The 23073-nt window shown below is 68.4% G+C and carries 23 protein-coding genes and 3 tRNA genes; 17 read left to right on the plus strand and 9 right to left on the minus strand.

Annotated elements, in window-relative coordinates; translation table 11 throughout:
- Positions 1–371: 371 nt before the first annotated feature.
- From CXP56_RS00175 to thpD, 5 genes are all read right to left on the minus strand, one after another.
- Entirely contained in the window at positions 372–1598 is a 1227-nt protein-coding gene (locus CXP56_RS00175) for an MFS transporter (protein WP_028847391.1), read from the minus strand.
- A 598-nt stretch (positions 1599–2196) separates the two neighbouring features.
- Positions 2197–2355 (minus strand): hypothetical protein, encoded by a 159-nt coding sequence (locus CXP56_RS00180; protein ID WP_286898977.1) that lies wholly within the window; start codon positions 2353–2355, stop codon positions 2197–2199.
- Between the two features lie 520 nt (positions 2356–2875).
- A complete protein-coding gene (gene glpK / locus CXP56_RS00185; protein WP_028847390.1) occupies positions 2876–4390 on the minus strand; it encodes a glycerol kinase GlpK in 1515 nt (504 codons plus the stop codon).
- Between the two features lie 60 nt (positions 4391–4450).
- On the minus strand, positions 4451–5269 hold the full coding sequence (locus tag CXP56_RS00190) for an MIP/aquaporin family protein (protein WP_028847389.1): 819 nt from the start codon (positions 5267–5269) through the stop codon (positions 4451–4453).
- Between the two features lie 500 nt (positions 5270–5769).
- Complete coding sequence (gene thpD, locus CXP56_RS00195; protein ID WP_028847388.1) at positions 5770–6675, minus strand: ectoine hydroxylase; 906 nt, start codon at positions 6673–6675, stop codon at positions 5770–5772.
- Between the two features lie 19 nt (positions 6676–6694).
- On the opposite strand from thpD, the gene CXP56_RS00200 reads away from it, so the two are divergent.
- Complete coding sequence (locus CXP56_RS00200; RefSeq protein WP_286898983.1) at positions 6695–7246, plus strand: hypothetical protein; 552 nt, start codon at positions 6695–6697, stop codon at positions 7244–7246.
- Between the two features lie 373 nt (positions 7247–7619).
- Here CXP56_RS00200 and CXP56_RS00205 read toward each other — a convergent pair whose 3' ends face one another.
- Complete coding sequence (locus CXP56_RS00205) at positions 7620–8129, minus strand: hypothetical protein (RefSeq protein ID WP_051310092.1); 510 nt, start codon at positions 8127–8129, stop codon at positions 7620–7622.
- A 132-nt stretch (positions 8130–8261) separates the two neighbouring features.
- A complete protein-coding gene (locus tag CXP56_RS00210; protein WP_245566611.1) occupies positions 8262–9368 on the minus strand; it encodes a glycerophosphodiester phosphodiesterase in 1107 nt (368 codons plus the stop codon).
- 214 nt (positions 9369–9582) lie between these two features.
- On the opposite strand from CXP56_RS00210, the gene CXP56_RS00215 reads away from it, so the two are divergent.
- From CXP56_RS00215 to CXP56_RS00240, 6 genes are all read left to right on the plus strand, one after another.
- The gene (locus CXP56_RS00215) at positions 9583–12213 is read left to right on the plus strand and encodes a putative bifunctional diguanylate cyclase/phosphodiesterase (protein WP_028847385.1); all 2631 of its coding nucleotides are present in this window, start codon (positions 9583–9585) and stop codon (positions 12211–12213) included.
- Positions 12214–12275: 62 nt separating this feature from the next.
- Positions 12276–12351 (plus strand) — tRNA-Thr (locus tag CXP56_RS00220).
- Positions 12352–12360: 9 nt separating this feature from the next.
- Positions 12361–12434 (plus strand) — tRNA-Met (locus CXP56_RS00225).
- Between the two features lie 55 nt (positions 12435–12489).
- Complete coding sequence (gene rpmG / locus CXP56_RS00230; protein WP_028847384.1) at positions 12490–12654, plus strand: 50S ribosomal protein L33; 165 nt, start codon at positions 12490–12492, stop codon at positions 12652–12654.
- 30 nt (positions 12655–12684) lie between these two features.
- Positions 12685–13134: a MaoC family dehydratase N-terminal domain-containing protein gene (locus CXP56_RS00235; protein WP_028847383.1), complete on the plus strand. Its 450-nt coding sequence runs from the start codon at positions 12685–12687 to the stop codon at positions 13132–13134.
- Positions 13131–13550, plus strand: a complete 420-nt coding sequence (locus CXP56_RS00240; protein WP_028847382.1) for a MaoC/PaaZ C-terminal domain-containing protein — start codon at positions 13131–13133, stop codon at positions 13548–13550. The genes CXP56_RS00235 and CXP56_RS00240 overlap by 4 nt, the downstream gene beginning before the upstream one ends.
- 236 nt (positions 13551–13786) lie before the next feature.
- Here the strand turns inward: CXP56_RS00240 and CXP56_RS00245 are convergent, their stop codons facing one another.
- Positions 13787–15010 (minus strand): pyridoxal phosphate-dependent aminotransferase, encoded by a 1224-nt coding sequence (locus CXP56_RS00245; RefSeq protein ID WP_028847381.1) that lies wholly within the window; start codon positions 15008–15010, stop codon positions 13787–13789.
- A 145-nt stretch (positions 15011–15155) separates the two neighbouring features.
- Between CXP56_RS00245 and CXP56_RS00250 the strand changes: the two genes are divergently transcribed.
- The 6 genes from CXP56_RS00250 (at position 15156) to CXP56_RS00275 (ending at position 18332) form a co-directional block, all read left to right on the plus strand.
- Positions 15156–15231, plus strand: a tRNA-Trp gene (locus CXP56_RS00250).
- A gap of 36 nt (positions 15232–15267) precedes the next feature.
- A complete protein-coding gene (secE, locus tag CXP56_RS00255; RefSeq protein WP_028847380.1) occupies positions 15268–15684 on the plus strand; it encodes a preprotein translocase subunit SecE in 417 nt (138 codons plus the stop codon).
- A gap of 36 nt (positions 15685–15720) precedes the next feature.
- Positions 15721–16509, plus strand: coding sequence for a transcription termination/antitermination protein NusG (gene nusG / locus CXP56_RS00260; protein WP_286898995.1), 789 nt, complete (start codon positions 15721–15723; stop codon positions 16507–16509).
- Between the two features lie 80 nt (positions 16510–16589).
- Positions 16590–17021, plus strand: a complete 432-nt coding sequence (gene rplK / locus CXP56_RS00265; RefSeq protein ID WP_028847378.1) for a 50S ribosomal protein L11 — start codon at positions 16590–16592, stop codon at positions 17019–17021.
- A 72-nt stretch (positions 17022–17093) separates the two neighbouring features.
- Positions 17094–17816 carry a 50S ribosomal protein L1 gene (gene rplA, locus CXP56_RS00270; protein WP_028847377.1) on the plus strand — a complete coding sequence of 241 codons (723 nt, stop codon included), beginning with the start codon at positions 17094–17096 and terminating at the stop codon, positions 17814–17816.
- Positions 17817–17942: 126 nt separating this feature from the next.
- Positions 17943–18332 (plus strand): hypothetical protein, encoded by a 390-nt coding sequence (locus CXP56_RS00275; RefSeq protein ID WP_286898999.1) that lies wholly within the window; start codon positions 17943–17945, stop codon positions 18330–18332.
- A gap of 48 nt (positions 18333–18380) precedes the next feature.
- On the opposite strand, the gene CXP56_RS00280 is transcribed toward CXP56_RS00275, so the two are convergent.
- Positions 18381–19457, minus strand: coding sequence for a hypothetical protein (locus CXP56_RS00280; RefSeq protein WP_156899165.1), 1077 nt, complete (start codon positions 19455–19457; stop codon positions 18381–18383).
- 333 nt (positions 19458–19790) lie between these two features.
- Between CXP56_RS00280 and rplJ the strand changes: the two genes are divergently transcribed.
- From rplJ to CXP56_RS00300, 4 genes are all read left to right on the plus strand, one after another.
- Positions 19791–20342, plus strand: a complete 552-nt coding sequence (gene rplJ / locus CXP56_RS00285; RefSeq protein WP_028847375.1) for a 50S ribosomal protein L10 — start codon at positions 19791–19793, stop codon at positions 20340–20342.
- Between the two features lie 36 nt (positions 20343–20378).
- On the plus strand, positions 20379–20774 hold the full coding sequence (gene rplL, locus CXP56_RS00290; RefSeq protein ID WP_028847374.1) for a 50S ribosomal protein L7/L12: 396 nt from the start codon (positions 20379–20381) through the stop codon (positions 20772–20774).
- A 290-nt stretch (positions 20775–21064) separates the two neighbouring features.
- Positions 21065–22285 carry an ABC transporter ATP-binding protein gene (locus tag CXP56_RS00295; protein WP_051310090.1) on the plus strand — a complete coding sequence of 407 codons (1221 nt, stop codon included), beginning with the start codon at positions 21065–21067 and terminating at the stop codon, positions 22283–22285.
- A complete protein-coding gene (locus CXP56_RS00300; protein ID WP_028847373.1) occupies positions 22282–23073 on the plus strand; it encodes an MlaE family ABC transporter permease in 792 nt (263 codons plus the stop codon). Before CXP56_RS00295 ends, CXP56_RS00300 begins: the two co-directional genes overlap by 4 nt.

The following is a 23073-nucleotide window of genomic DNA, read 5'->3' on the forward strand; positions in this document are numbered from 1 at the left end:
TGCGGTGAGGAGGTGTGGACATGGCGAATCGGGACAACTGAGCAGGTGAGCCGACAGGTCCGGGCGACGACAGGGAGGTGCTGGACATGGCCAACCGCGACAACTGAGCGGTCGGTGACTACGTGCGGGCTTCGTCACGGAATCGGAGGTGTAGGCAGTGGCCAACCGGGACAACTGACGTGGTCGCTGGGGTGCAGGGTCGGCAGCCGAACAGAGGGGAGTCCGAGATGGCCAACCGGGACAACTGAGGCTTTCGTACGGTCGGGACGTCGCTCGCGTGCTTGCGGGACGGCTTTCGTGGTGGCGAATCGAGACGACTGAGAAATTGGTGCGGAGACGGATTCCCGCGGGCGCGCCCCCGACCGGTGCCGTCATGCTGCTGCGCTCCGAACCGGCGGCGTGTGGCGTACCCGGGCCCACGAGATCGCGATCGGGATCGCGACGAGCACACCAGCCACCGCGGCCACGCCGATGGCGTTCGCCGCTCCGATGAGGTCGGCCAGCCCACCGGCGGCCAGCGCGCCGAGGCCCTGGACGGTGATCACCCCGGAGGACGCCAGGCCGGTGCCCTGCGCGCGTCGTTCGTCCGGCAGGCGCTCGGTGAACTGCACGACGGTCTGGAAGTGATATCCCGTGGCCAATGCGCCGGACAGCGCCAGCAGTGCCAGGGCCACGATCAGTGCGGGCTTCAGCGCCAGCAGGATCAGCGGGATGCCCGCCGCGATGCCGAGCAGGCCGAGCGCGCGCACATTGGTCTCCTCGGAGACCCAGCGGCCGAAGATCGCGGCGCCGATGACCGAGCCGAGCGGGTCGGCCGCCATCAGCAGACCCACCGCGGCTGGTCCTGCGCCGATCTCGTCGGCGTACGGTGCGGCAAGGCCTTCGGCCACGACGTAGAACCCGGCGAGCCAGTTCAGCGCGAGCAGCGTGCGCAAGGCAGGAACGCGGAACACCAGCGCGGCTCCGGCGGCGATGGAGGACAGGTAGGACTGCTGCCCCTCCTTCGAGCTGGGCGTCACCGCAGGACGACGGCGCAACAGGAGCAGCAGCGCGGCCGATGCCACGAACGTGCCCGCATTGACGGCAAGCGCCACGAACGGCCCCCAGTGCGCGACCATCAAGCCTCCGCCGGCGAACCCGGCCAGCTGGGCCGCCTGCGAGCTGATGTTCCGCAGCGCCATGCCGACCCGGAACTTGCCGTTGGTGAGCACGTCCGGCAGGAGCGCTTGCTGTGCCGCCTTGAACGGGCCGTTCAGCAACGTCACCGCGGCCACCAACGCGCACAGCGCCCACAGCGGCATGCCCGGGACGATCATCAGGCCGACCAGAACGGCGCGGCCGATGTCGCTGGCGATCATCACGGTGCGTCGCGGGTGACGGTCACCGAGGCCGGACAGCATGACTCCGCCGACCAGGGCGGGCAGGAACGTCAGCGCGTAGGTCAGCGCGGTCAGCGCCGCCGAGTCCGTCCGGTCGAACACCAGCACGGACAGCGCGACGCGGGCGATCTGGTCTCCCGCGACCGACAACACCTCGGCCAGCCACATGGCCCGGAACTCGGCCACCCGCAAGACAGCGGTGAACGTCGGCGTACTCACCTAAAACCTCTCCCCCCTTGCGCGGCATCGGCGACCATGCCGCGCGGCGGAGGCTAGCAGCGGGCAGCCCCGGCGTCAGCCACTACGAGGAGGAATCAGTCGAATTCCCGCCGTAACCGAGGAAAGTTGTACGCAAAACGGGTGCTGTCCGTTCCGCGCGGGGTTGCGCCGCCGTTTACAGCTTCGGGTCTCGCGCCACGGTACATCGGACTGGGCGTGCGGGTGGGCTCCACGTCTGTGCGGGTGATCCACATCCCTTCCGGCTGGCCCATGCGACACGCGTGAGTTGCCCGCAAGAGCAACGCGAACCGAACCGGGTTGCGGGCCCGGTGGGCGGCCGGTTCCCGGCCGGCCGAGCAGCGAAACTCGGCAGCCACGGCGGATCCGCCGATGGCTCGGTGATCCCGCTCGGCTCACGGCGGGAGCTCGGTGATCCCGCTTGGCTCACGGGGGGAGCTCGCTGATTCGTCCTGGGTTCCGTCAGCTCGTGGCGGACTCGTCGATGCGGACGCCGACCTGCCCGCTCGTGCCAACGCGCCGGTCTGTACCGGATACCGGGCACAACTCGCGGTGGCACACCGCTTCGTAGCGGGATCCGTCAGCTCGCGCCCGGCTCATCGATCCGCACAGTGATCCGTTCGCTCGTGACGGCACACCGGTCCGTCCAGGTTCCGCCGGTTCGGGTCGGCGCTTCGGTCCGCACCTGGATCCGTCGGTTCGCGCCCGGCTCGTCGACCGGCGTCGCGATCTCACCCAACTGCCGACCCTATCGACCCGCGTCGCGCTCGCCGACTTCCGCCGCCGCACCTGTTTTCGTGTCGGTCCTATCGGTGTCGGCCACTGGTCGGCGGTGCGCCACCACTGGCAGGCCGGGCCTCGGACGTACCGCGGCTCCGGCTGCCGGTCGTCGGTGTCGTCATCGCCGGCAGGTGCTGCGACCGGCCCCTGACCGGCTGATCTGGTTGCGTGCCGTCCCACTGGGGGAGCCCGGTTCGCTGTCATGACCTGCCCATCGCACGTCCAGGTGCCGAGCGCGCCGAGGAGTCTGCCGCGCTGGTGGTGGCGGGTGTGGATGTCGGCGGTGCACCCAGCTTGCCCGCGAGTGCGCACGAGCCGGCCCAGCCACAGGCCGAGCGGCCGGACGGGCCGGGCCGGCTCGCGCACTCACCTGCCCTCGTCCGCGCGGGGAGACGAGGACCCAGCCATGCGGTGCCGCGCTCGCTGATCTCACCTGCCCTCGTCCGCGCGGGGACGAGCGGCACTTCCTCGACGAGCGGTCAGTCCTCGTCCTCGACCCAGCCGAAGGTCTTGGTGACCGCCTTCTTCCAGTTCTTGTACTCGCGCTCGCGCCGGGCCTCGTCCATGTTCGGCTCCCAGCGCTTGTCCTCGGCCCAGTTGTTCCGGATGTCCTCCTCGGACTCCCAGAATCCGACGGCCAGGCCCGCCGCGTACGCCGAGCCGAGCGCGGTGGTCTCGTTCACCACCGGGCGGATCACCGGTACACCGAGGATGTCGGCCTGGAACTGCATCAGCAGGTCGTTGACCACCATGCCGCCGTCGACTTTCAGCGACTTCAGCGGCACACCGGAGTCGGCGTTCATCGCGTCGATCACCTCGCGCGACTGGAACGCCGTCGCCTCCAACACCGCCCTGGCCAGGTGACCCTTGTTGACGTAGCGGGTCAGGCCGACGATGGCGCCACGGGCGTCGGACCGCCAGTACGGCGCGAACAGGCCGGAGAACGCCGGCACGAAGTAGGCGCCACCGTTGTCCTCGACCGTGCGGGCGTGCTCCTCGATCTCGGCCGCCGAGCTGATCATCTTCAGGTTGTCGCGCAGCCACTGCACCAGCGACCCGGTCACCGCGATCGCGCCTTCCAGCGCGAACACCGGTGCGTTGTCGCCGATCTTGTAGCAAACCGTGGTGAGCAGGCCGTTCTGCGACAGCACCTTCTCGGTGCCGGTGTTGAGCAGCACGAAGTTGCCGGTGCCGTAGGTGTTCTTCGCCTCGCCCGGCGACAGGCAGGCCTGGCCGAACGTGGCCGCCTGCTGGTCGCCCAGGATGCCGGCGATGCGCACTCCGCCGAGCGCGCCCCGCTCCCGGACCGTGCCGTAGACCTCGGACGACGACCTGATCTCCGGCAGCATCGACATCGGGATGCCCATGTCCGACGCGATGTCCGGGTCCCAGTTCAGCGTGTCCAGGTCCATCAGCAGCGTCCGGGACGCGTTGGTCGGGTCGGTGATGTGCAACCCGCCGTCCGGGCCGCCGGTCATGTTCCACAGCAACCAGCTGTCCATCGTGCCGAACAGCAGGTCACCCGCCTCGGCGCGCTCACGCGCGCCGTCGACGTTCTCCAGGATCCACATCACCTTCGGACCGGAGAAATAGGTGGCCAGCGGCAGCCCGGTCTTCTCCCGGTAGCGCTCCTGGCCGCCGCCCAGGTCACCGAGCTTGGCGATGATGCGGTCGGTGCGGGTGTCCTGCCAGACGATCGCGTTGTACACCGGCTTGCCGGTCTTGCGATCCCACACCACGGTCGTCTCGCGCTGGTTGGTGATGCCGACCGCAGCGATGTCGCCCGCCGTCAGGTCCGCCTTGGCCAGCGCGCCCGCGGCGACCGCTCGCGTGTTCTCCCACACCTCTTCCGGGTTGTGCTCGACCCAGCCTGCCTGCGGGAAGATCTGCTCGTGCTCCCGCTGCTCGCTGGCGATGACACCGCCGGAGTGGTCGAAGATCATGCAGCGAGTGGAGGTCGTGCCGTGGTCGATCGCTGCGACGTAAGAAGCCATGATGTCCCTTCTTTTGCGAGCTTGTCGGTCGGGATGTGCCGGAGGTGATCCGGCGGTCGGTTACAGCAGAGCCTGGGACAGCAACCCAGCCAGCACACCACCCACGATCGGGCCGAACACCGGCACCCACGAGTAACCCCAGTCGCTGGAGCCCTTCTTGCCGGGGGCGTCCGAGCCGGGACCAGGGTCCTCCGGCAGCTCGCCGCCTGCACCGGCGGCCACGCGGGCGGCCGCACGGGAGCCCTTGTAATGCAACGGCAGCACTGCGTGCGCCACTCGGGGGCCGAGGTCACGAGCCGGGTTGATGGCGTACCCGGTCGGGCCACCCAGCGAGGCACCGATCGCGACCACCAGCAGCGCCGCAGCGAGCGGGCCGAGGCCGGTCGGCGTCTTGCCGAAGCTGAGGATGACGAAGACCAGCACGAACGTGGCGATCACCTCGGTGGTGAAGTTCCACCCGTAGTTGCGGATCTCCGGACCGGTGGAGAAGACGCCGAGCTTCTTGGACTCGTCCGGGTCGTTGTCGAAATGCGGTTTGTAGGCCGCCCATGCCAGGCAGGCTCCGATGAACGCTCCGATGAACTGTGCGGCGATGTAGACCAACGTGGATCCGAACGTGATGGCCACGCCGGGCGCGTATTCCGCTTCTCCACTGGCCAGGATGCCGAGCGTGACGGCCGGGTTGATGTGGCCGCCGCTCCGGTAGGCGACGTAGACGCCGGCGAACACGGCCAAACCCCACCCGATGTTGATCAGCAGCCAGCCGCCGTCGTAGCCCTTGCTCTTCCTGAGCAGCACGTTGGCGACCACGCCCGCGCCCAGCAAGATCAGCATGGCTGTGCCGACCAGCTCACTGACGAATACCGTTCCTAGGTTCACAGCTCCTCCAAGCGTCCGATCCTTGCGGGCACGTGAGGACACGGAGCATCCCCTTGCAACGCGACTTCGGTCGACGGAGTCGATCGGTTACGCGCTGCTGGAGGAGTCGACCCGCAGTGCCCCCGCGAAGTTGATTATGGCGCAGCTCACAAGCCAATGGGTGAATTCATGTGGTGCGGGCGAGGCCGTGACCGGAGATCTTCCGTTTGGTGCGGCCCTGACCTGGACAAACTCGATCCGGACGGGCGGGAGCGCGGTGAGATGCGTCGTGACTGGTCCAATCGCGTCGAATGCGCTGGTAGAGCGCAGGTGAGGGTGGCGAACGAACGTACCCAGCACAGAAGGCAGGGCGCGGACGGAAACAGCGGAGGCCGGCATACGGACGCAAGCTGCGGGAGGCTGCGAACGGACGAAACAGGCCGTGCAGGAAAGCTCCTGCACGGCCTGTGGGCGTCGGCGAGCCGCCGGTGATGACGGCTATGAAGCCCCGGCGGGTACCGTCAGCGCGTCAGCGGCGTGAAGTCCCGAGCGGCGATGAATTCCGGACGCGGTGCGGGCGCCGCGAACGGTTCCACCAACGTGTTCTCGACGCTGTTGAACACCAGGAAGATGTTCGAGCGCGGGAACGGCGTGATGTTGTTGCCCGACCCGTGCATGATGTTCGAGTCGAAGAACAGCGCCGACCCGGCGGGCCCGGTGAACTGGTCGATGCCGTGCTCGGCGGCCAGCTTGGTGATGTTCTCCTCGCTCGGCACGCCGATCTCCTGCTCGCGCAACGAGTTCTTGTAGTGGTTCTCCGGCGTCTCGCCGATGCACTGCACGAACGTCCGCTGGGATCCCGGCATGACCATCAGCCCGCCGTTGAACGGGTAGTTGTCGGTCAGCGCGATCGAGCAGCTGACCGCCCGCGGCCGCGGCATGCCGTCCTCGGCGTGCCAGGTTTCGAAGTCCGAGTGCCAGTAGAAGCCGGTACCGCGGAATCCGGGCATGTAGTTGACCCGGCTCTGGTGGATGTACACCTCGGAGCCGAGGATCTGCCGTGCCCGGTCCAAGATGCGCGGGTCGGTGGCCAGCTCGGCGATGGCCTCGCTGATCTTGTGCACCTCGAAGATGGACCTGATCTCGCCGGAGCGCTTCTCGGTCACCACCCGCTCGTCCGATTTGAGCTGCTCGTCGCTGGTCAGCCGCTTCAGCTCCTGCCAGTAGGTCTGCACCTCGGCGGGGGTCAGCAGGCCCTCGATGATGGTGTAGCCGTTCTTGTCGTGCGCCGCCAGCCCGGCCGCGTCGAACGGGCCGTCCGCTTCGTCGCCCCAGACGGTGGGGTCTGTCCGCTCGAGCAGCTGCGCCCGCCCGCTGGCGAGTCGGGTCGGATAGGTGTCCGGAATCCGGCTCTTTGCGAGAGTCACGGTGTTTCGCCTCCTACGAGTGCTTCATCTTCTGGTGCTCGACTATTGCGCTGAACCTGGTTCCCTTCCTTCTTCTGGTGTCCGACCGGCGGTACGGCTCGATCTCCTCGGCCGTGGTCCGCTCGGTACCGGTCGCGAGATGCGTGGCACCGGCGACCGGAGCTTGTGGTCGGCCGCGCGGCGGGGCGGTGGAACGTATTCGCCGCTCCGATTGCGCAAGCCGCTCAGCCGGGACAGACGGGTGTGGCTGTTCACCTACCCGCTCATCAACCGTGACAAACCACGCGCAGTGAACGATGTACTCATCGACGACAAGTGCGCCGAAACCGGATTCGGTATTCTCGGAGAAATTCAGGTCGTCGTCGGCTGGAATGCCAACGGGATACCGTCGATCCGATCACCGGCTCCGATGGTGATGACGCGGCAGGCGGTGAACCGGGCCGGTCGAATTGTCACCCGTCTGTCTTGGTGCCGTCGGGCCGTGTTCCCGCCGTCATCCCTTGCGGCTTATGCCCATGGACCAGTGCAGGCCGGCTCTGCTCGGATCCGCGCCCGGAGCGTCCAGCGCTGATACGTGTACCGAGCCGACGGCATCCAAGTGATGAATCAATCGATCGCTCTTGGCATTGTCGTGCACACCCCCCGCGGTTTGCCGCCATCAGCAGGCAATGCGTGCTTTCCCGACATGTCCGTGCACCGTAACAGACAAACTCGCGCGATTCAGCCGTCGCCTGTTCACAAAAACGCAATCACCTGCAGCGACGCAGACTGTGCTGTGACAATATCGACAAATGCCTTCCGTGGCGCTGTTTCGTCTGCTATCAGCAATCCTGATCATCAGGCGTGTCGGCGGTGCGTGATCACCATCGAGAAGTTTGCCGAAACCGTCCTGGCAACGGCGGGGGTGCGGTGCCGACAGCCTCAGCGGCACATGCTCGAGCCCGTCAACCGAACACGAAGCGCGTCGCGTCGCGTGGATAGTCCGACCACGCCAGCACCTTGCGCGGGATCAGCACGTGCCCGTCACGCCACAGCTCGGCGTTCGGCGGGCCGTACTCCGGGTATTTCTCGGCGAAGGTCGTCGCCAACCGCGCGGCCTGCTCGTCGTCGATGCCCGCCGTGGACACCGTGCCCTGGACGATGACGACCTCCCACGGGTGGGGCAGGTGCATCGTCACTGCCGGATTCTTCGCCACCAGGCGGCGATGCAGCGTCTGCGGGCTTCCGCCGTGGTACCAGCGGTCGTCGATCCACATGCCGTCCAGCGGCACCACGTGCGGGTTGCGGTCACCGTTGTCGACCGCGATCCAGTACTGCTTGGCCTCGACCAGCTTGGCCCGCACGGTCGGCCAGGCCAAAGTCGTCTGCTGCTCGCCGTAGCCGGGCGGCATGGGCAGCGGCTGGGCAACCGGGTCCTGGCCGCCCCGCTCGCCGATGGGCGTGGTGTCGGTCATGGCCGTGATTGGAGCACCGGCCACCGACGGTCTCGGCTCGAGCGCCCCGGCAGGCAAGCAGACGGCCCGCCGGGGCCAAGCGCTCCCGGCGGGCCGTCACCGGAGTGGGAAGGACGAAGTGTCAGTTCTCCGTCAGTTCTCCTCGTCGTCGCGGACCTCGACACCGATGTCCGGGTTGTCGGTGAACACCCCGTCCACGCCGGCGTCGAAGTAGACCTCCAGTTCCTCGTGGATCCGGCCGTAGTGCGCCGGGTTGTCCGAGGAGCGGAAGTCCGCGGGCAGGAACGAGTTCTCCGCACGGAAGGTGTACGGGTGGACTTTCAGCCCCACCCGGTGGGCGTCCCGGACCAGCCGGGTCGGCTCGCCGAGGGTGCCGTCCGGGTTCCACGGGATGACCAGCTGCTTGTCCGGGCCGATGCCGTCGGCGTAGCTGGCGATCTCCCGCAGGCCCTTCGGCGTGATCAGGTCGGCGTAGGTGCGCGGATCGCCGGAGTCGACGAAGTCGTACGGCGCGCCGGTGGAGGAGATCAGCTGCACCAGCGGCACCCGCAGCTGGCGGTCGAGCTCCTTGAGGTTGCTCACCTCGAACGACTGCACGATCACCTTGGCGTTCGGGTGGTTCAGCCCGGCCTTCTTCAGCTCGGCGACCAGCCGCGGCTCGATCGGCAGGCCGATCTTGCGGAAGTAGGTCGGGTGCTTGGTCTCCGGGTAGACGCCGATCGGCCGCCCGAGCTCCTTCGACAGCCGCTTCGCCTCCTTGAGCACCTCGGCGAACGTCGGGATGGTGTAGCGCTCGTCGTAGATGGTGTTGCGCTGGCGGATGTCGGGCACCCGCTCCTTGGCCCGCAACGTCTTCAGCTCGGCGAGCGTGAAGTCCTCGGTGAACCAGCCGGTGATCTCCTGGCCGTCGATGGTCTTGGTGGTCTTGCGGTCGGCGAACTCCGGGTGTTCGGCGACGTCGGTGGTTTCGCTGATCTCGTTCTCGTGCCTGGCGACCAGCACACCGTCCTTGGTCACCACCAGGTCCGGCTCGATGTAGTCGGCGCCCATCCTGGCGGCCAGCCGGTAGGACGCCAGCGTGTGCTCCGGCCGGTAGCCGGACGAGCCACGGTGGCCGATCACCAGATCCTTGCGCACGTGCAGGCTGTTCGGCGTGGCGAAGTCGGACTCCGCTTGCGCAGCCGGCACGACGAAGCCGCAGGTGACTACCAGCCCGGCAGCCCCGGCAAGCACCGCCATGCGTCGAACCCACTTCCTGAACATCGTCGTGAACACCGCCCTCCAGTCGGGTCGAAACCCTCGATGCGGACCTTGACCGGTCCGGTCAACGACCGCCTGTCGATGGCAATACCTTTCGGTGGCCACCTCGTTAATTTCTCGCACGAGGTGGAATCCGCCAAGGCGCGATACAGTAATCGGGCTTCAGGGTCCGGCTAGGGGAGCAGGAGATCACTTGAGCGACCGCGGCGACACTGCGTCGGAGCGGCCGGGGGCGCATCCGTCGGCCCTGGAGGAACCGCCGTCCGGCGGGGAATCCGGGGCGAGTGGGGGTGACGGCACCGGCGAAGCAGGATTCCGGTGGTTTTCGTGGCTGATCCTGGCGTTCGCCGCCGCCGGCGCCGTCGCGATGGCGCTGGTCGAGCCGTTCACGTTCACCGCGGCGACGCTGCCGACGGCGGCGCTCTTCCTGGTGGCGTTCGTCGCCGCGGAGACACTGGCCATCAACATCGACGTGCGCAGCGGCATCTCCTGGACGGTGTCGTTCACCGAGATCCCGCTGGTCGTCGGGCTGATGGTGGCCGAGTACGAGCTCATCCTGGTCACGCATGTGATCGCCGGAGTCGGCACGCTGGTGGCGCGCGGGGTCAACCGCCGCAAGCTCTACAACTCCGGCGTGCTGGTCATCGAGATCACCACCGCCTACGCGGTGGCGACGACGGTGGCCGCGGCGATGGGTGCGCAGTCGATCACCTGGCCCGCCGCGTTCGCCGGTGCGGTGGCCGCGCCGGCCGCCAGCACCGTGCTGGCCATGGTCTCGGTCTGGGTGCTGCGCAACCGGATGAAGCTGTCCACCGGGCTGCGGTTCATGACCCGGGTCCTGGTCGTCGGCATGATCAACGCCTCGGCGGGCCTGGTCGGCTACCTGGTGGCCACCGAGGTGCCCGCGGGCTGGCTGCTGGTCGCCGCCATGGGCATCGGCCTGGCCGGGCTGTACTGGGCTTACGGCGATCTGCTCCGGGAGCAGCGGGACATCGACGCGCTGGCCGACGTCAGCCTGATGGTGGCCAGGTCGGGGCAGCTGACCGACACCGGCCTGCCCGGTGAGTTCGGCCCTGCGGACTGGGAAGCGCTGGCCGCCAGGATCAAGGATCAGCTGGCGGCCCGGCGGGTGGTGCTGCGGCTGCGACTGGACGGCGCGAACACGCTGACCACGGTGGTGGCGGGCGACCCGCTGGACGGTGAGGACGTCTCCGCGGACGACCCGCTGATCCGGCTTCCGCACAGCAGGCCGCGGCACGTCCGGCTGGTCGACAGCCGCCCCGATGTCCGGCGTGCGCTTGCCGCGCGCGGCGCGGAGGAAGTGCTGATCTGCCCGTTGCGCAGTGCCACCCAGCTGCTCGGCGTGGTGGAAGCGCACGATCGCCGCTCGCGCTGGCGCGGGTTCGCGGCGGCCGACCTGCAGCTGCTCGGGGCGATGTCGGCGCATCTGGCCACCGCGCTGGACAACCGCAGGCTGACCGCCACGATCAAGCACGACGCCTACCACGACCCGCTGACCGGCCTGCTCAACCGCCCGGGGATCTCGCACGCCGCGCGCGGTCCGTTGGCTTCCGGGCGCAACGTCGTGCTGCTGCGGGTGGACCTGGACAACTTCTCGACGGTCTGCGACGCGCTCGGCTACGCGTGGGCGGACCGGATGGTCAGCATCGCGGGCCGCCGGCTGGTCGACGTCCTCGGCCCGGAGGTGCCGGTGGCCAGGCTGGAAGGCGCATCGTTCGCCGCCCTGCTCACCTGCCCGGAGTCGACCGCGCGGGAGATCGCCGAGCAGGTGCGCAGCGAGCTGTCCATGCCGTATCCGATCGACCGGCTGACCGTCGAGGCACACGCCATCGTCGGATACGCCAGCAGCGACGTGGACGACGCGGTCGGCCGGATGGACGTCGACGGCCTGCTGCAGCGCGCCGACGTGGCGCTGCGCGCCATCACAACCAGCGGCAACACCGACGAGGTGCGCGGCTACGTGCCGAGCATGGGGCAGATCTTCATGCGCCGGTTCCAGCTGGTCAGCCAGTTCCGCCAGGCGCTGGAGAGCAACCAGGTCACGGTTCACTACCAGCCGAAGATCTCGCTGCCGAAGCGCACCGTGCTCGGGGTGGAGGCGCTGGTGCGGTGGAAGCACCCCGAGTTCGGCGACCTGCACCCGGACGAGTTCATCCCGCCGATCGAGGCGGCCGGACTGATCGGCGCGCTCACGTCGTTCGTGCTGGACGAGGCGCTGGCCAGGGCCCGCAAGTGGCTCGACGCGGGGCTGCGCATCTCGGTGGCGGTGAACATGAGCGTGCGCAGCCTGTCCGACGAGGAGTTCCCCGGGCTGGTGGCCGCCGCGCTGCAGCGCTTCCAGGTGCCGCCCGAGCTGCTCACGCTCGAGCTGACCGAGTCGGGCGTGATGGCCGACCGGCAGCGCGCCCTGCCGATCCTGCGCGAGCTGCACGCGCTCGGCGTGGTGCTGGCCGTGGACGACTTCGGCACCGGGTACTCGTCGCTGGCCTACCTGCGCCAGCTGCCGGTGGACGAGGTGAAGATCGACAAGAGCTTCGTGCTCGGCATGGGCACCGACCTGAACGACCTGGCGGTGGTGCGGTCCATCGTCGAGCTCGGCCACTCGCTCGGGCTGACCGTGGTGGCCGAGGGCGTCGAGGAGGACGTGGCGCGCGACCAGCTGGAGGCCATGGGATGTGACGTTGCTCAGGGCTACCTGATCTCCCGGCCGCTGTGCGAGGAGCGGCTGGAGGCGTGGCTGCACGCGCGCACCGCCCGTCACCTGGACGTTCAGTCCGAGACGGTGCTCAAGCTGCTCAACTGACCCCCCGCTTTCATCGCCCGCGGGCGGGGTTGTAAAGTTCTAAGTGCTCTCGCAGAGAGCATGCCCCTTTAGCTCAGTCGGCAGAGCGTCTCCATGGTAAGGAGAAGGTCTACGGTTCGATTCCGTAAAGGGGCTCCACGCTGACCTGGCGGGGTAGCTCAGGTGGTTAGAGCACACGGCTCATAATCGTGGTGTCGCGGGTTCAAGTCCCGCCCCCGCTACTCGAAGTTGGGATGATGAGAAGGCGCCACGGCGCGCCACGAGAAAGGACACGCAGTGGCTGCCACCGATGTGCGACCGAAGATCACGCTCGCGTGCGAAGAGTGCAAGCACCGCAACTACATCACCCGCAAGAACAAGCGGAACGACCCTGACCGCCTCGAGCTGAAGAAGTTCTGCCCGAACTGCGGGAAGCACCAGGTGCACAAGGAGACCCGCTGAGTCTCCCTGCGCGGCGGATAAGCTCCTGACGTGGCACTCAGTCGGTCATTCGTCGGGCGGTGCTACCCGCCCAAGGAGACGTACGAAGTCAGTCGCGCCAAGATCGCCGAGTTCGCCGACGCGATCGGTGACACCAGCCCGCTGAGCCGGGACAAGGCAGCCGCGCAAGCCGCTGGCTATCCCGACGTCATCGCCCCGCCGACGTTCTTGACGATCATCAACCTGGACGCCATCAACGCGATCATCAACGACCCCGAGCTGGGCCTGGACTACTCGCGGATGGTGCACGGCGACCAGCGCTTCGTCTACCAGCGCCCGGTGCACGCCGGGGACAAGCTGCGCATCACCACCTACGTCGAGGACATTTTCGACCGCATGGGCAACGACTTCTTGAACCTGCGCGCCGAGATCACCGACGAGTCCGGCGAGCTGGTGTGCACCACGCGTGCCCAGCTGGTCGTCCGGGGAGCCGACGCATGAGCGCCGATCTGAGCGCCGTCGAGGTCGGCACCGAGCTGCCCCCGCTGAACGTCCGCATCACCCGCAAGGACCTGATCCGCTACGCGGGCGCTTCCCTGGACTTCAACCCGATCCACTGGAACGAACGGCAGGCCACCGAGTCCGGCCTGCCGGGCGTGATCGCGCACGGCATGCTGACCATGGCGCTGGCCGGCAGGCTGGTGACCGAATGGACCGGGGACTCCGGGCGGGTCGTCGACCTGTTCGCGCGGTTCACCCGGCCGGTCGTGGTGCCGGACGACGACAAGGGCGCCGAGGTCGAGCTCACCGGCAAGGTGACGGAGATCTCCGACGGGCGCGCCACCGTGGCGATCACCGCGAAGTTCGAAGGCCGCCCGGTACTGGGCAAGGCCACCGCCGTGGTGCGGATCGACTGATCACCGACCCGCCACGCCTCTCACCTACCCACCACGGCCGATTCAGGACGTGATCTGCGGAGCTTCGCGGGGGCTCCCCATCGGGGGCCGGCCGAACCAGCGATGGCCACGACCACGCGGTAGGGGTGGCGAACATCACCGAGTTTCCTCGCGCGGGATGCCAGCTCGCGCGCCGATCCGGCAGGGTCCGCCGGTCGCCGGTTGCCGAGTCCGGCGGACCCTGTGCCGATCGCGCTTCACGCCACTTCGCTGAGCAGCTTGCCGAGCCGGGACACACCCTCGACCAGGTCGTCGTCGGACAGCGCGTAGGACATCCGGAAGTAGCCGGGGGTGCCGAACGCCTCACCGGGGACGATCGCCACCTCGGCGTGCTGCAGCACCAGGTCGGCCAGCTCCACGGTGTTCTGCGCCGTCGAGCCGCGCAGCGGCTTGCCGAGGAACGATTTCACCGACGGGTAGGCGTAGAAGGCGCCCTGCGGTGTCGGGCACTCGACGCCGGGGATCTCCGACAGCATCGAGACGATCTTGCGCCTGCGCCGGTCGAACACCTGGCGCATCTCCTCCACGGCGTCCTGCGGGCCGGAGAGCGCCGCCAGGGCGGCCTGCTGGGCGACGTTCGACACGTTGCCGCACAGGTGCGACTGGAACGACGTGGCGGCCTTGATGACATCCTGCGGACCGTGCATCCAGCCGACCCGCCAGCCGGTCATCGAGTAGGTCTTGGCCACCCCGTTGAGCACCAGCGTGGTGTCGGCCAGCTCCGGAACCGCTGCGGTGATCGGCGTGGCCCGGACGCCGTCGTAGACCAGGTGCTCGTAGATCTCGTCGGTGACCACCCAGATGCCGTGCTCCAGCGCCCAGCGGCCGATCGCCTCCACCTGCTCGCGCGGGTAGACCGCGCCGGTCGGGTTCGACGGGGAGTTGAACAGCAGCACCTTGGTGCGCGGCGTCCTGGCCGCTTCCAGCTGCTCGACGGAGACCAGGTAGCCGGTCGACTCGTCGGCGGTCACCTGCACCGGCACACCGCCGGCCAGCTTGATCGCTTCCGGGTAGCTGGTCCAGTACGGCGCGGGCAGCAGCACCTCGTCGCCCGGGTCGCACAACGTGGCGAACGCCGAGTAGACGGCCTGCTTGCCGCCGTTGGTGACCAGCACCTGGGACGGGCTGATCCGCACACCGGAGTCGCGCAGCGTCTTCTCGGCGATCGCTTCGCGCAGCTGGGGCAGGCCCCCGGCGGCGGTGTAGCCGTGGTTGGCGCGGTCCCGCACCGCCTTCGCCGCCGCCTCCACCACGTGCTCCGGCGTGGGGAAGTCGGGCTGACCAGCGCCGAAGCCGATCACCGGGACACCCTGGGCCTTCAGCTCCTTGGCCTTGGCGTCCACCGCCAGGGTGGCGGAGGGCTCGATCGAGGCGATACGCTCGGAAATTCGACGGGCTTGCGCTGAGTGTGAATCGGCCATGGATGCATCGTTTCACGGGACCGAACTCAGGCACGAGTCGGCGTTGCCGTACACTCCCTTACTTGAACGCCGACGACCGTGTGCCCGCGGGGCCGACACGGTGTCGAGTTCGTGTGTCCGCTTCGGCGCAAGCGGGCGCTGCCATAGGGGTGTAGCTCAATTGGCAGAGCAGCGGTCTCCAAAACCGCAGGTTGCAGGTTCAAGTCCTGTCACCCCTGCCAAGTGCACAGACCGGCCACGAGCTAAGGAGTTCGAGCGTGAGCGACGACGGCGCGAAGGGCAACGGCGAGGACGCGCGGCGTCCGCGCCGGCCGGAGACCGCCGCGGGTCGGCGTGCCCGTAGGCGGGCTGCCGGCGATGCGGTCAAGCAGCCCGCCGCCGTCGGTGCAGGCAAGGCCGGTCGTGGTTCGTCCGCCTCGGCGCCCGCCAAGCGCAAGGGCTCCCCGGCCCCGGCAACCAAGCGGGAGGACGACGGCGAGAAGCAGTCGATCTTCCGGCGGATCTCCCGCTTCCTGCGGGAGGTCGTCGCGGAGCTGCGCAAGGTCATCTGGCCAACCCGGAAGCAGATGGTCACCTACACCGCGGTCGTGCTCGCCTTCGTCGCCTTCATGGTGGCGCTGGTGTGGGCGCTGGACTGGGTGTTCGCCAAGGCCGTCTTCGCGTTGTTCGGCTGATCGGCGCGAGCGAAGAGAGATTGTGAGGACTGCAACGTGACCTCGGAGAACGCAGCCAACGGTGCTGCCGTCGACGCCACGGACGAGGCGGTGGCCGACGAGCGCCAGCCGGAGACTGCCGAGGAGACCGGCCAGGACGCCCGCCCGGAAGGCCAGGCTGACGCCGGCGACCAGGCCGAGGCCGCCGAGTCGGCCGAGGTCGACGAGGAGCCGGATCCGGCCGAGCAGCTGCGCGAGGAGCTGAGCAAGCTGCCCGGCCAGTGGTACGTGGTGCACTCCTACGCCGGGTACGAGAACAAGGTCAAGGCCAACCTGGAGATGCGTCGGCAGACGCTGGACGTCGAGGACTACATCTTCCAGGTCGAGGTGCCGACCGAAGAGGTCACCGAGATCAAGAACGGCCAGCGCAAGCTGGTGCAGCGCAAGGTGCTGCCCGGCTACATCCTGGTCCGGATGGAGCTCAACGACGAGTCGTGGAGCGCGGTCCGCAACACGCCGGGCGTGACCGGTTTCGTCGGCGCCACCAACAACCCGTCCCCGCTGAGCCTGGACGAGGTGGTCAAGTTCTTGCTGCCGAAGACGGAGAAGGCGGCGGGCAAGGCCAAGGCCGGTGCCGAGGAGGGGGCGGACGTCGCCGCGGGCGAGGTCGTCGAGGTGGACTTCGAGGTCGGCGAGTCGGTCACCGTCATGGACGGCCCGTTCGCCACGCTCCCGGCGACGATCTCCGAGGTCAACCCGGTCGCCCAGAAGCTCAAGGTGCTGGTGTCGATCTTCGGTCGGGAGACGCCGGTCGAGCTGGGCTTCCACCAGGTCTCCAAGATCTGACGGTCCACGAGGCCGGCAGAGCTTGCAGGAGCCCGCGCTACGGCAGGTGCGCGGGATGACAACACACACAAGGAAACGACATGCCACCCAAGAAGAAGAAGCTGGCGGCGATCATCAAGCTGCAGATCCCCGCGGGCCAGGCCAACCCGGCTCCGCCGGTCGGCCCTGCGCTGGGTCAGCACGGCGTCAACATCATGGAGTTCTGCAAGGCCTACAACGCCGCGACCGAGTCGCAGCGCGGCAACGTGGTGCCGGTGGAGATCTCCGTCTACGAGGACCGCTCGTTCGACTTCAAGCTCAAGACCCCGCCCGCGGCGCAGCTGCTGCTGAAGGCCGCCGGCGTGGAGAAGGGCTCGGGCGAGCCGCACAAGAACAAGGTCGGCACGGTGACCTGGGACCAGGTCAGGGAGATCGCCGAGACCAAGAAGGCCGACCTGAACGCGACCGACATCGAGCAGGCGGCCAAGATCATCGCAGGCACCGCCCGGTCGATGGGCATCACGGTCGAGTAAGCAACCCGCTTCGAGCGTGGGAGGGCCAGGCGCTGGCCCGGACACCACGACTGATCCGCGAAGGACAGACACATGGCAAAGCGCAGCAAGAAGTACCTGCAGGCGTTGGAGAAGATCGACCGCACCCGGCTGTACACGCCGCTGGAGGCGGCCCGGCTGGCCAAGGAGACCTCCACCACCAAGATGGACGCGACGGTCGAGGTCGCCATGCGCCTGGGTGTGGACCCGCGCAAGGCGGACCAGATGGTCCGGGGCACCGTGAACCTGCCGCACGGCACCGGTAAGACCGTCCGGGTGGCCGTCTTCGCGACCGGTGAGAAGGCCATGGAGGCCGAGCAGGCCGGCGCCGAGGTGGTCGGCAGCGACGACCTGATTCAGCGCATCCAGGGCGGCTGGCTGGACTTCGACGCCGCCATCGCCACCCCCGACCAGATGGCCAAGGTCGGGCGGATCGCACGCATCCTCGGTCCGCGTGGCCTGATGCCGAACCCGAAGACCGGCACCGTGACTCCGGACGTGGCCAAGGCGGTCGCCGACATCAAGGGCGGCAAGGTCACCTTCCGAGTGGACAAGCAGGCGAACCTGCACTTCATCATCGGCAAGGTGTCGTTCACGGCCGAGCAGCTGGTGGAGAACTACGCCGCCGCGCTGGACGAGATCCTGCGGGCCAAGCCGTCCGCGGCCAAGGGGCGCTACCTGAAGAAGGTCACGTTCACCACGACGATGGGCCCGGGCATCCCGGTCGACCCGGCGAAGACCCGCGACCTGCTGGCGGAGGCGGAGGCAGCGGCCTGACGGTCATCCGCAGCTGACAAGGCTCACAAGCTCTGCCGAAGGGCGGCCCGGCCATCCCGGGCCGCCCTTCGGCGTTGTCAGGGGACATGTGCGTCTCCACAGAGTGCTTTGGTACGCGATCGGATCGTGAGCACCTTCGAGGGCGGTCGGGTCGAGGACTTCGGCATGGACGGATCGTTTCCCGGATCCGATCAGCATGATGCTCACGTACACGCCGCAGCTGTCGCCTGCGGTGCTGACTACGTCTTGAGCTGCGACCGTGGTCTGCAGGAGGCAGCAGCGGAGGACGTCGAACTGCCGCACGAGGTGTACGCGCCGGACGAGTTCTTCCTCTTGATTGACGAATGTTCTCCGATCCACGTCCGGGAGGCCACGCTGCGGCAGACCCTGTATTGGCTGAAGAAGAGCGGCAAAGCGTCGATGGCGGAGCACCTGGAGAAGGCTGGTTGTCCGCAGTTCGCACAGAGAGTGCGCCAGTACCAAACACGGCTGTCGCTACCGAAGGACTTGCCATGACCGTCGGTCCTGTTGGTGGTAGCGGGTGTGGCCGGGGTCGGCCGCGGATCAGGGCTTCCGCGGGCACTTCTCCGGGCCGGGGACGTACTCGGTGATGATCCACTGGTCGCCTTCGGCGTTCGGGATCTTCGACACGGTGAACACACCGAGCGCGGGCCCGCCGACCACGCCCCCCGGGGCGATACCGACCTGGCACGAGTCGATCTCGATCTCGTCGCCGAGCTGCGGATTGGACACGTGGGACGGCAGCGACTCGGCGTAGGAGTCCGCGTCGGTGACCTTGCTGTGCAGCTCGGCGGCGGCATCGCTGCAGGTCTCGTGGTTGAAAGCGGAGGCGAACTGCTCGCGCGCCGCTTCGTCGAACCGGTAGCAGATGTCCTCGGTCGCGCCCTGGGCGATGTCGTCGTAGACGCGGCGCACCGCCTCGTACGGATTGCTCGCGTACAGCTTCGTCCCTTCGGCCTTCTTACCGCCCAGGCTGGCGTGCTCCTCCGGGCTCACCGGGTCGTCCGCGCCGAAGAAGTAGTCGATCGCGATGGCCGCGCCGACCACGATCGCCGCGAGCATCAGCAAAGCGCCGAGGATCTTCCCGCCGAGGGAGACCAGCCACCGGGGGGCCTTGCCCTTGCCTGTCGGCTGGCCGTTCGCTTCCCCCGCGGCCGACGGCATGACCTCGCGGGCGGCAGCCGGCTGGAGCTGACCCGTGTGCGCGGGGCCGGCCTGCTGGACGGCAGCGCTGGGCGGCTGCACCGGTGGTGCAGGAAGCGCCGTCCCGGCCTGTTGGGTGGCAGGCGGGATCAGACCCTGCTGCTGGGCCTGCTGGAACTCCTGGAACCGCTTGAACTGTTGGAACTGCTGGAATTCCTGGAACAGCCGCAGCTGCTCCGGGTCCAGCTGGGTGGCGGGGACCTGGGCGTCGCCGGGGCCGTGCTGCCCGGAGGCCACGCTCGGCGGTCCGCCCGGCGCGGGCACCGGCGCGCTCGAGGCGCCCGGCGCGTCCGGTGAACCCGCTGCGGTGCCCTCCGGGGTGTCCGCAGACGTGCTCGCCCCGGCCTGGGATCCGGGCGAAGCCTGCTGGCCGTCGCGCGGGTCCGGCTGCTGGTCGTCGTGTCGCTGATCCGCCACGGCGTCCATGATGCCTGCCGCGGTCGCCGAGGTCTCGGGTGTCCGCGGCAAGTTGACCCGGCTTGCCCACACCGGCCCGCAAAGCCCGACCCGGTGCCGGGGGCTGCGAAGCCGTGCCGTATCCTCGACAAGGTTCTACCGAAGACCGCTGGTCATCCATCCCCGGGATGGATCGAAGGTCCCGCAGCCGCGGGCGGCCCGCGCAGGAGGACGAGGCTTGGCCACGCTTGTGCGTGTGCTCATGTGTACGCCCCGCGCCGTCCTGCGCCGGGGCGTTTGTCGTATGTGGGGGCTTCGATGCCTGCGGTCGCCAGCCAAGAGAGGAGGCGCTGGATGGCGAAGCCGAGCAAGGTGGCCGCCGTCGCCGAGCTCGCGGAGGACTTCCGCACCAGCTCGGCCGCGGTGATCACCAAGTACGACGGCCTCTCGGTATCCCAGCTCACCGAGCTGCGTCGCGCCCTCGGCGCTGGTGCGAAGTACCGGGTCGCGAAGAACACGCTCGTCAAGCGCGCTGCCGCGGAAGCGGGCGTGCAAGGTCTTGACGACCTGTTCGTCGGTCCGACCGCGATCGCCTTCATCAAGGGCGAGCCGGTCGACGCGGCGAAGGCGCTCAAGAAGTTCGCGAAGGACAACGACGCCCTGCAGATCAAGGGCGGCTACATGGACGGCAACCCGCTCACCGTCGACGAGATCTCCCGTCTCGCCGACCTGGAGAGCCGCGAGGTGTTGCTGGCCAAGGCCGCCGGCGCGTTCAAGGCGAAGTTGTCGCAGGCCGCCGCCCTGTTCGCGGCTCCTGCCACCCAGGTCGCCAGGCTCGCCGCCGCGCTGGAGGACAAGCGCAAGGGCGAATCCGGCGACAGCACCGACACCCCTGCCGAGAGCTGACACCAGCCCAAGCCCGCACAAGAAAGGAAGGCCACCATGGCCAAGCTCAGCACCGACGAGCTGCTCGAGGCGTTCAAGGAACTGACGCTGATCGAGCTGAGTGAGTTCGTGAAGAAGTTCGAGGAGACCTTCGAGGTCACCGCGGCTGCTCCGGTCGCCGCCGTGGCCGCCGCGCCGGGTGCCCCGGCCGCCGGTGGCGAGGCCGCTGCCGCCGAGCAGGACGAGTTCGACGTCATCCTCGAGTCGGCCGGTGACAAGAAGATCCAGGTCATCAAGGTCGTCCGGGAGATCGTCTCCGGCCTGGGCCTGAAGGAGGCCAAGGAGCTGGTCGAGTCCGCTCCGAAGCCGATCCTGGAGAAGGTCGACAAGGAGGCCGCCGAGGCGGCGAAGGAGAAGCTCGAGGGCGCCGGCGCTTCGGTCAGCCTGAAGTAACTTCTCGTCGAACGACCGACGAACGCAGTGCGCACAGGGCAGGCATCCGTTCGGGTGCCTGCCCTGTGCTGCGTCCGGGGCAACTTCCGTTGGCCTGCAATGTGGTAACGGTTGCTATGAGCTGGGCCACGCGGACGGTAGGTTGCCCCCCCCTGGGCCGTCCCTGCCGGAACGGCACTTGCGGGTGAAAAGAACATGACTGGCGAGTAACCTGTGCCGCTCCGGCTCGTTGCACCGAGAAACTGCGGCCCGCGGGCGTGGCCTTGAGCAGTGCGGATTCAGGAGGGTCGATGGGAGCCGAGGTCATCGTCGAAGGCCTGACGAAGTCCTTCGGGAACCAAACCATCTGGCGGGACGTGACGCTGACGTTGCCGCCGGGTGAGGTGTCGGCGCTGCTTGGCCCGTCCGGTACCGGCAAGTCGGTGTTCTTGAAGTCGATGATCGGGCTGCTCAAGCCGGATCGCGGCAAGTGCATCATCAACGGCATCGACATCGTGTCGTGCTCGGAGTCCGAGCTGTACGAGGTGCGCAAGCTGTTCGGCGTGCTGTTCCAGGACGGCGCTCTGTTCGGCTCGATGACCCTCTACGACAACGTGGCGTTCCCGCTGCGCGAGCACACCAAGATGTCGGAGACCGAGATCCGGCGCAACGTGCTGGAGAAGCTGGAGATGACCGGCCTGGCAGGCGCGGAGAAGAAGCTGCCCGGCGAGATCTCCGGCGGTATGCGCAAGCGTGCCGGACTGGCGAGGGCGTTGGTGCTGGAACCGGAGATCATTTTGGTGGACGAGCCGGACTCGGGCCTGGACCCGGTGCGCACCACCTACATCTCCCAGCTCTTCCTCGACGTCAACGCGCAGATCGACGCGACGTTCCTGATCGTCACCCACAACATCAACCTGGCCCGCACGGTGCCGGACAACATCGGCATGCTGTTCCGCAAGGAGCTGGTCATGTTCGGGCCGCGCGAGGTGCTGCTCACCTCCGACGAGCCGGTGGTCAAGCAGTTCCTCAACGGCCGCATGGACGGCCCGATCGGCATGTCGGAGGAGAAGGACTCCGCCACGCTGGCCGCGGAGAGGGCGATGTTCGAAGCAGGCCACCACGCGGGCGGGGTGGAGGAGATCACCGGCGTGCCCAAGCAGATGCAGCCCACCCCCGGCCTGCCGCCGCGCAAGGGCGACAAGCGCCGGACCGATCGCGTCATGCGCATGCTGCACGAGCTGCCGCCGAAGGCGCAGGAAGCCATCATCGAGTCGCTCACCGAGGAGCAGAAGCAGTTCTACGGGGTGCGCTCGCCCGCGGTGGCCGCGGCCAACGCCGCGCCGGCCGCGGCGGGGAAGCAGGCGTCCCAGCCCCGCCCGCAGCCGCCGGGACCCGGCGGTGACCAGCCGGGCGTGCAGCGCGGGCAGCTGCCGCCCGAGCAGGTGGCGCGCATCCCGGAGAATCGGTGGTCGCCGTACCCGCCGGGCCGCGAACCGCGGCCGCCGCAGGGCCAGGGAGGCCTTCGGTGACGCAACGTTCGACGGTTTCGTTCCCGGGACGGGGCGCGCTGGAGTCGACCGGCAAGCTGTTCGCGCTCGGCGCGGACGTGGTCCGGTTGACGTTCAAGCGGCCGTTCCAGGTCCGGGAGTTCATCCAACAGGGTTGGTTCATCGCCGGGGTGTCGATCCTGCCCGCGATGCTGGTGTCGATCCCGTTCGGCGCGGTGGTCTCGCTGCAGCTGGGCCAGGTGGTCAACCAGCTGGGCGCGGCCTCGTTCACCGGCGCGGTGAGCGTGCTGGCCATCATCCAGCAGGCCTCACCCATCGTGTGCGCGCTGATCGTCGCCGGCGCGGCCGGGGCGGCGATCTGCGCCGACATCGGCGCCCGCACCATCCGCGAGGAAATCGACGCGATGGAAGTGCTGGGTGTCTCGGCGGTGCACCGCCTGGTGGTGCCGCGAGTGCTGGCCTGCACGCTGGTCGCGCTGCTGCTCAACGGCGTGGTCAGCGTAGTCGGCGTGCTGGGTGGCTACTTCTTCAACATCATCCTGCAGGGCGGCACCCCCGGCGCCTACCTGGCCAGCTTCTCCGCCCTCGCCCAGCTGCCCGACCTGTGGATCTCCGAGATCAAGGCCGCGCTGTTCGGCTTCCTGGCCGGCGTGGTGGCCTGCTACCGGGGGCTGAACCCGCCGCCCGGCCCGAAGGGTGTCGGGGACGCGGTGAACCAGTCGGTGGTCATCACGTTCCTGCTGCTGTTCTTCGTCAACTTCATCCTCACCGCGGTGTACCTCACCGTCGTCCCACCGAAGACCGGGTGA

It is taken from the genome of Thermocrispum sp. (assembly GCF_002919275.1).
In the GTDB taxonomy this organism is placed as follows: domain Bacteria; phylum Actinomycetota; class Actinomycetes; order Mycobacteriales; family Pseudonocardiaceae; genus Thermocrispum; species Thermocrispum agreste.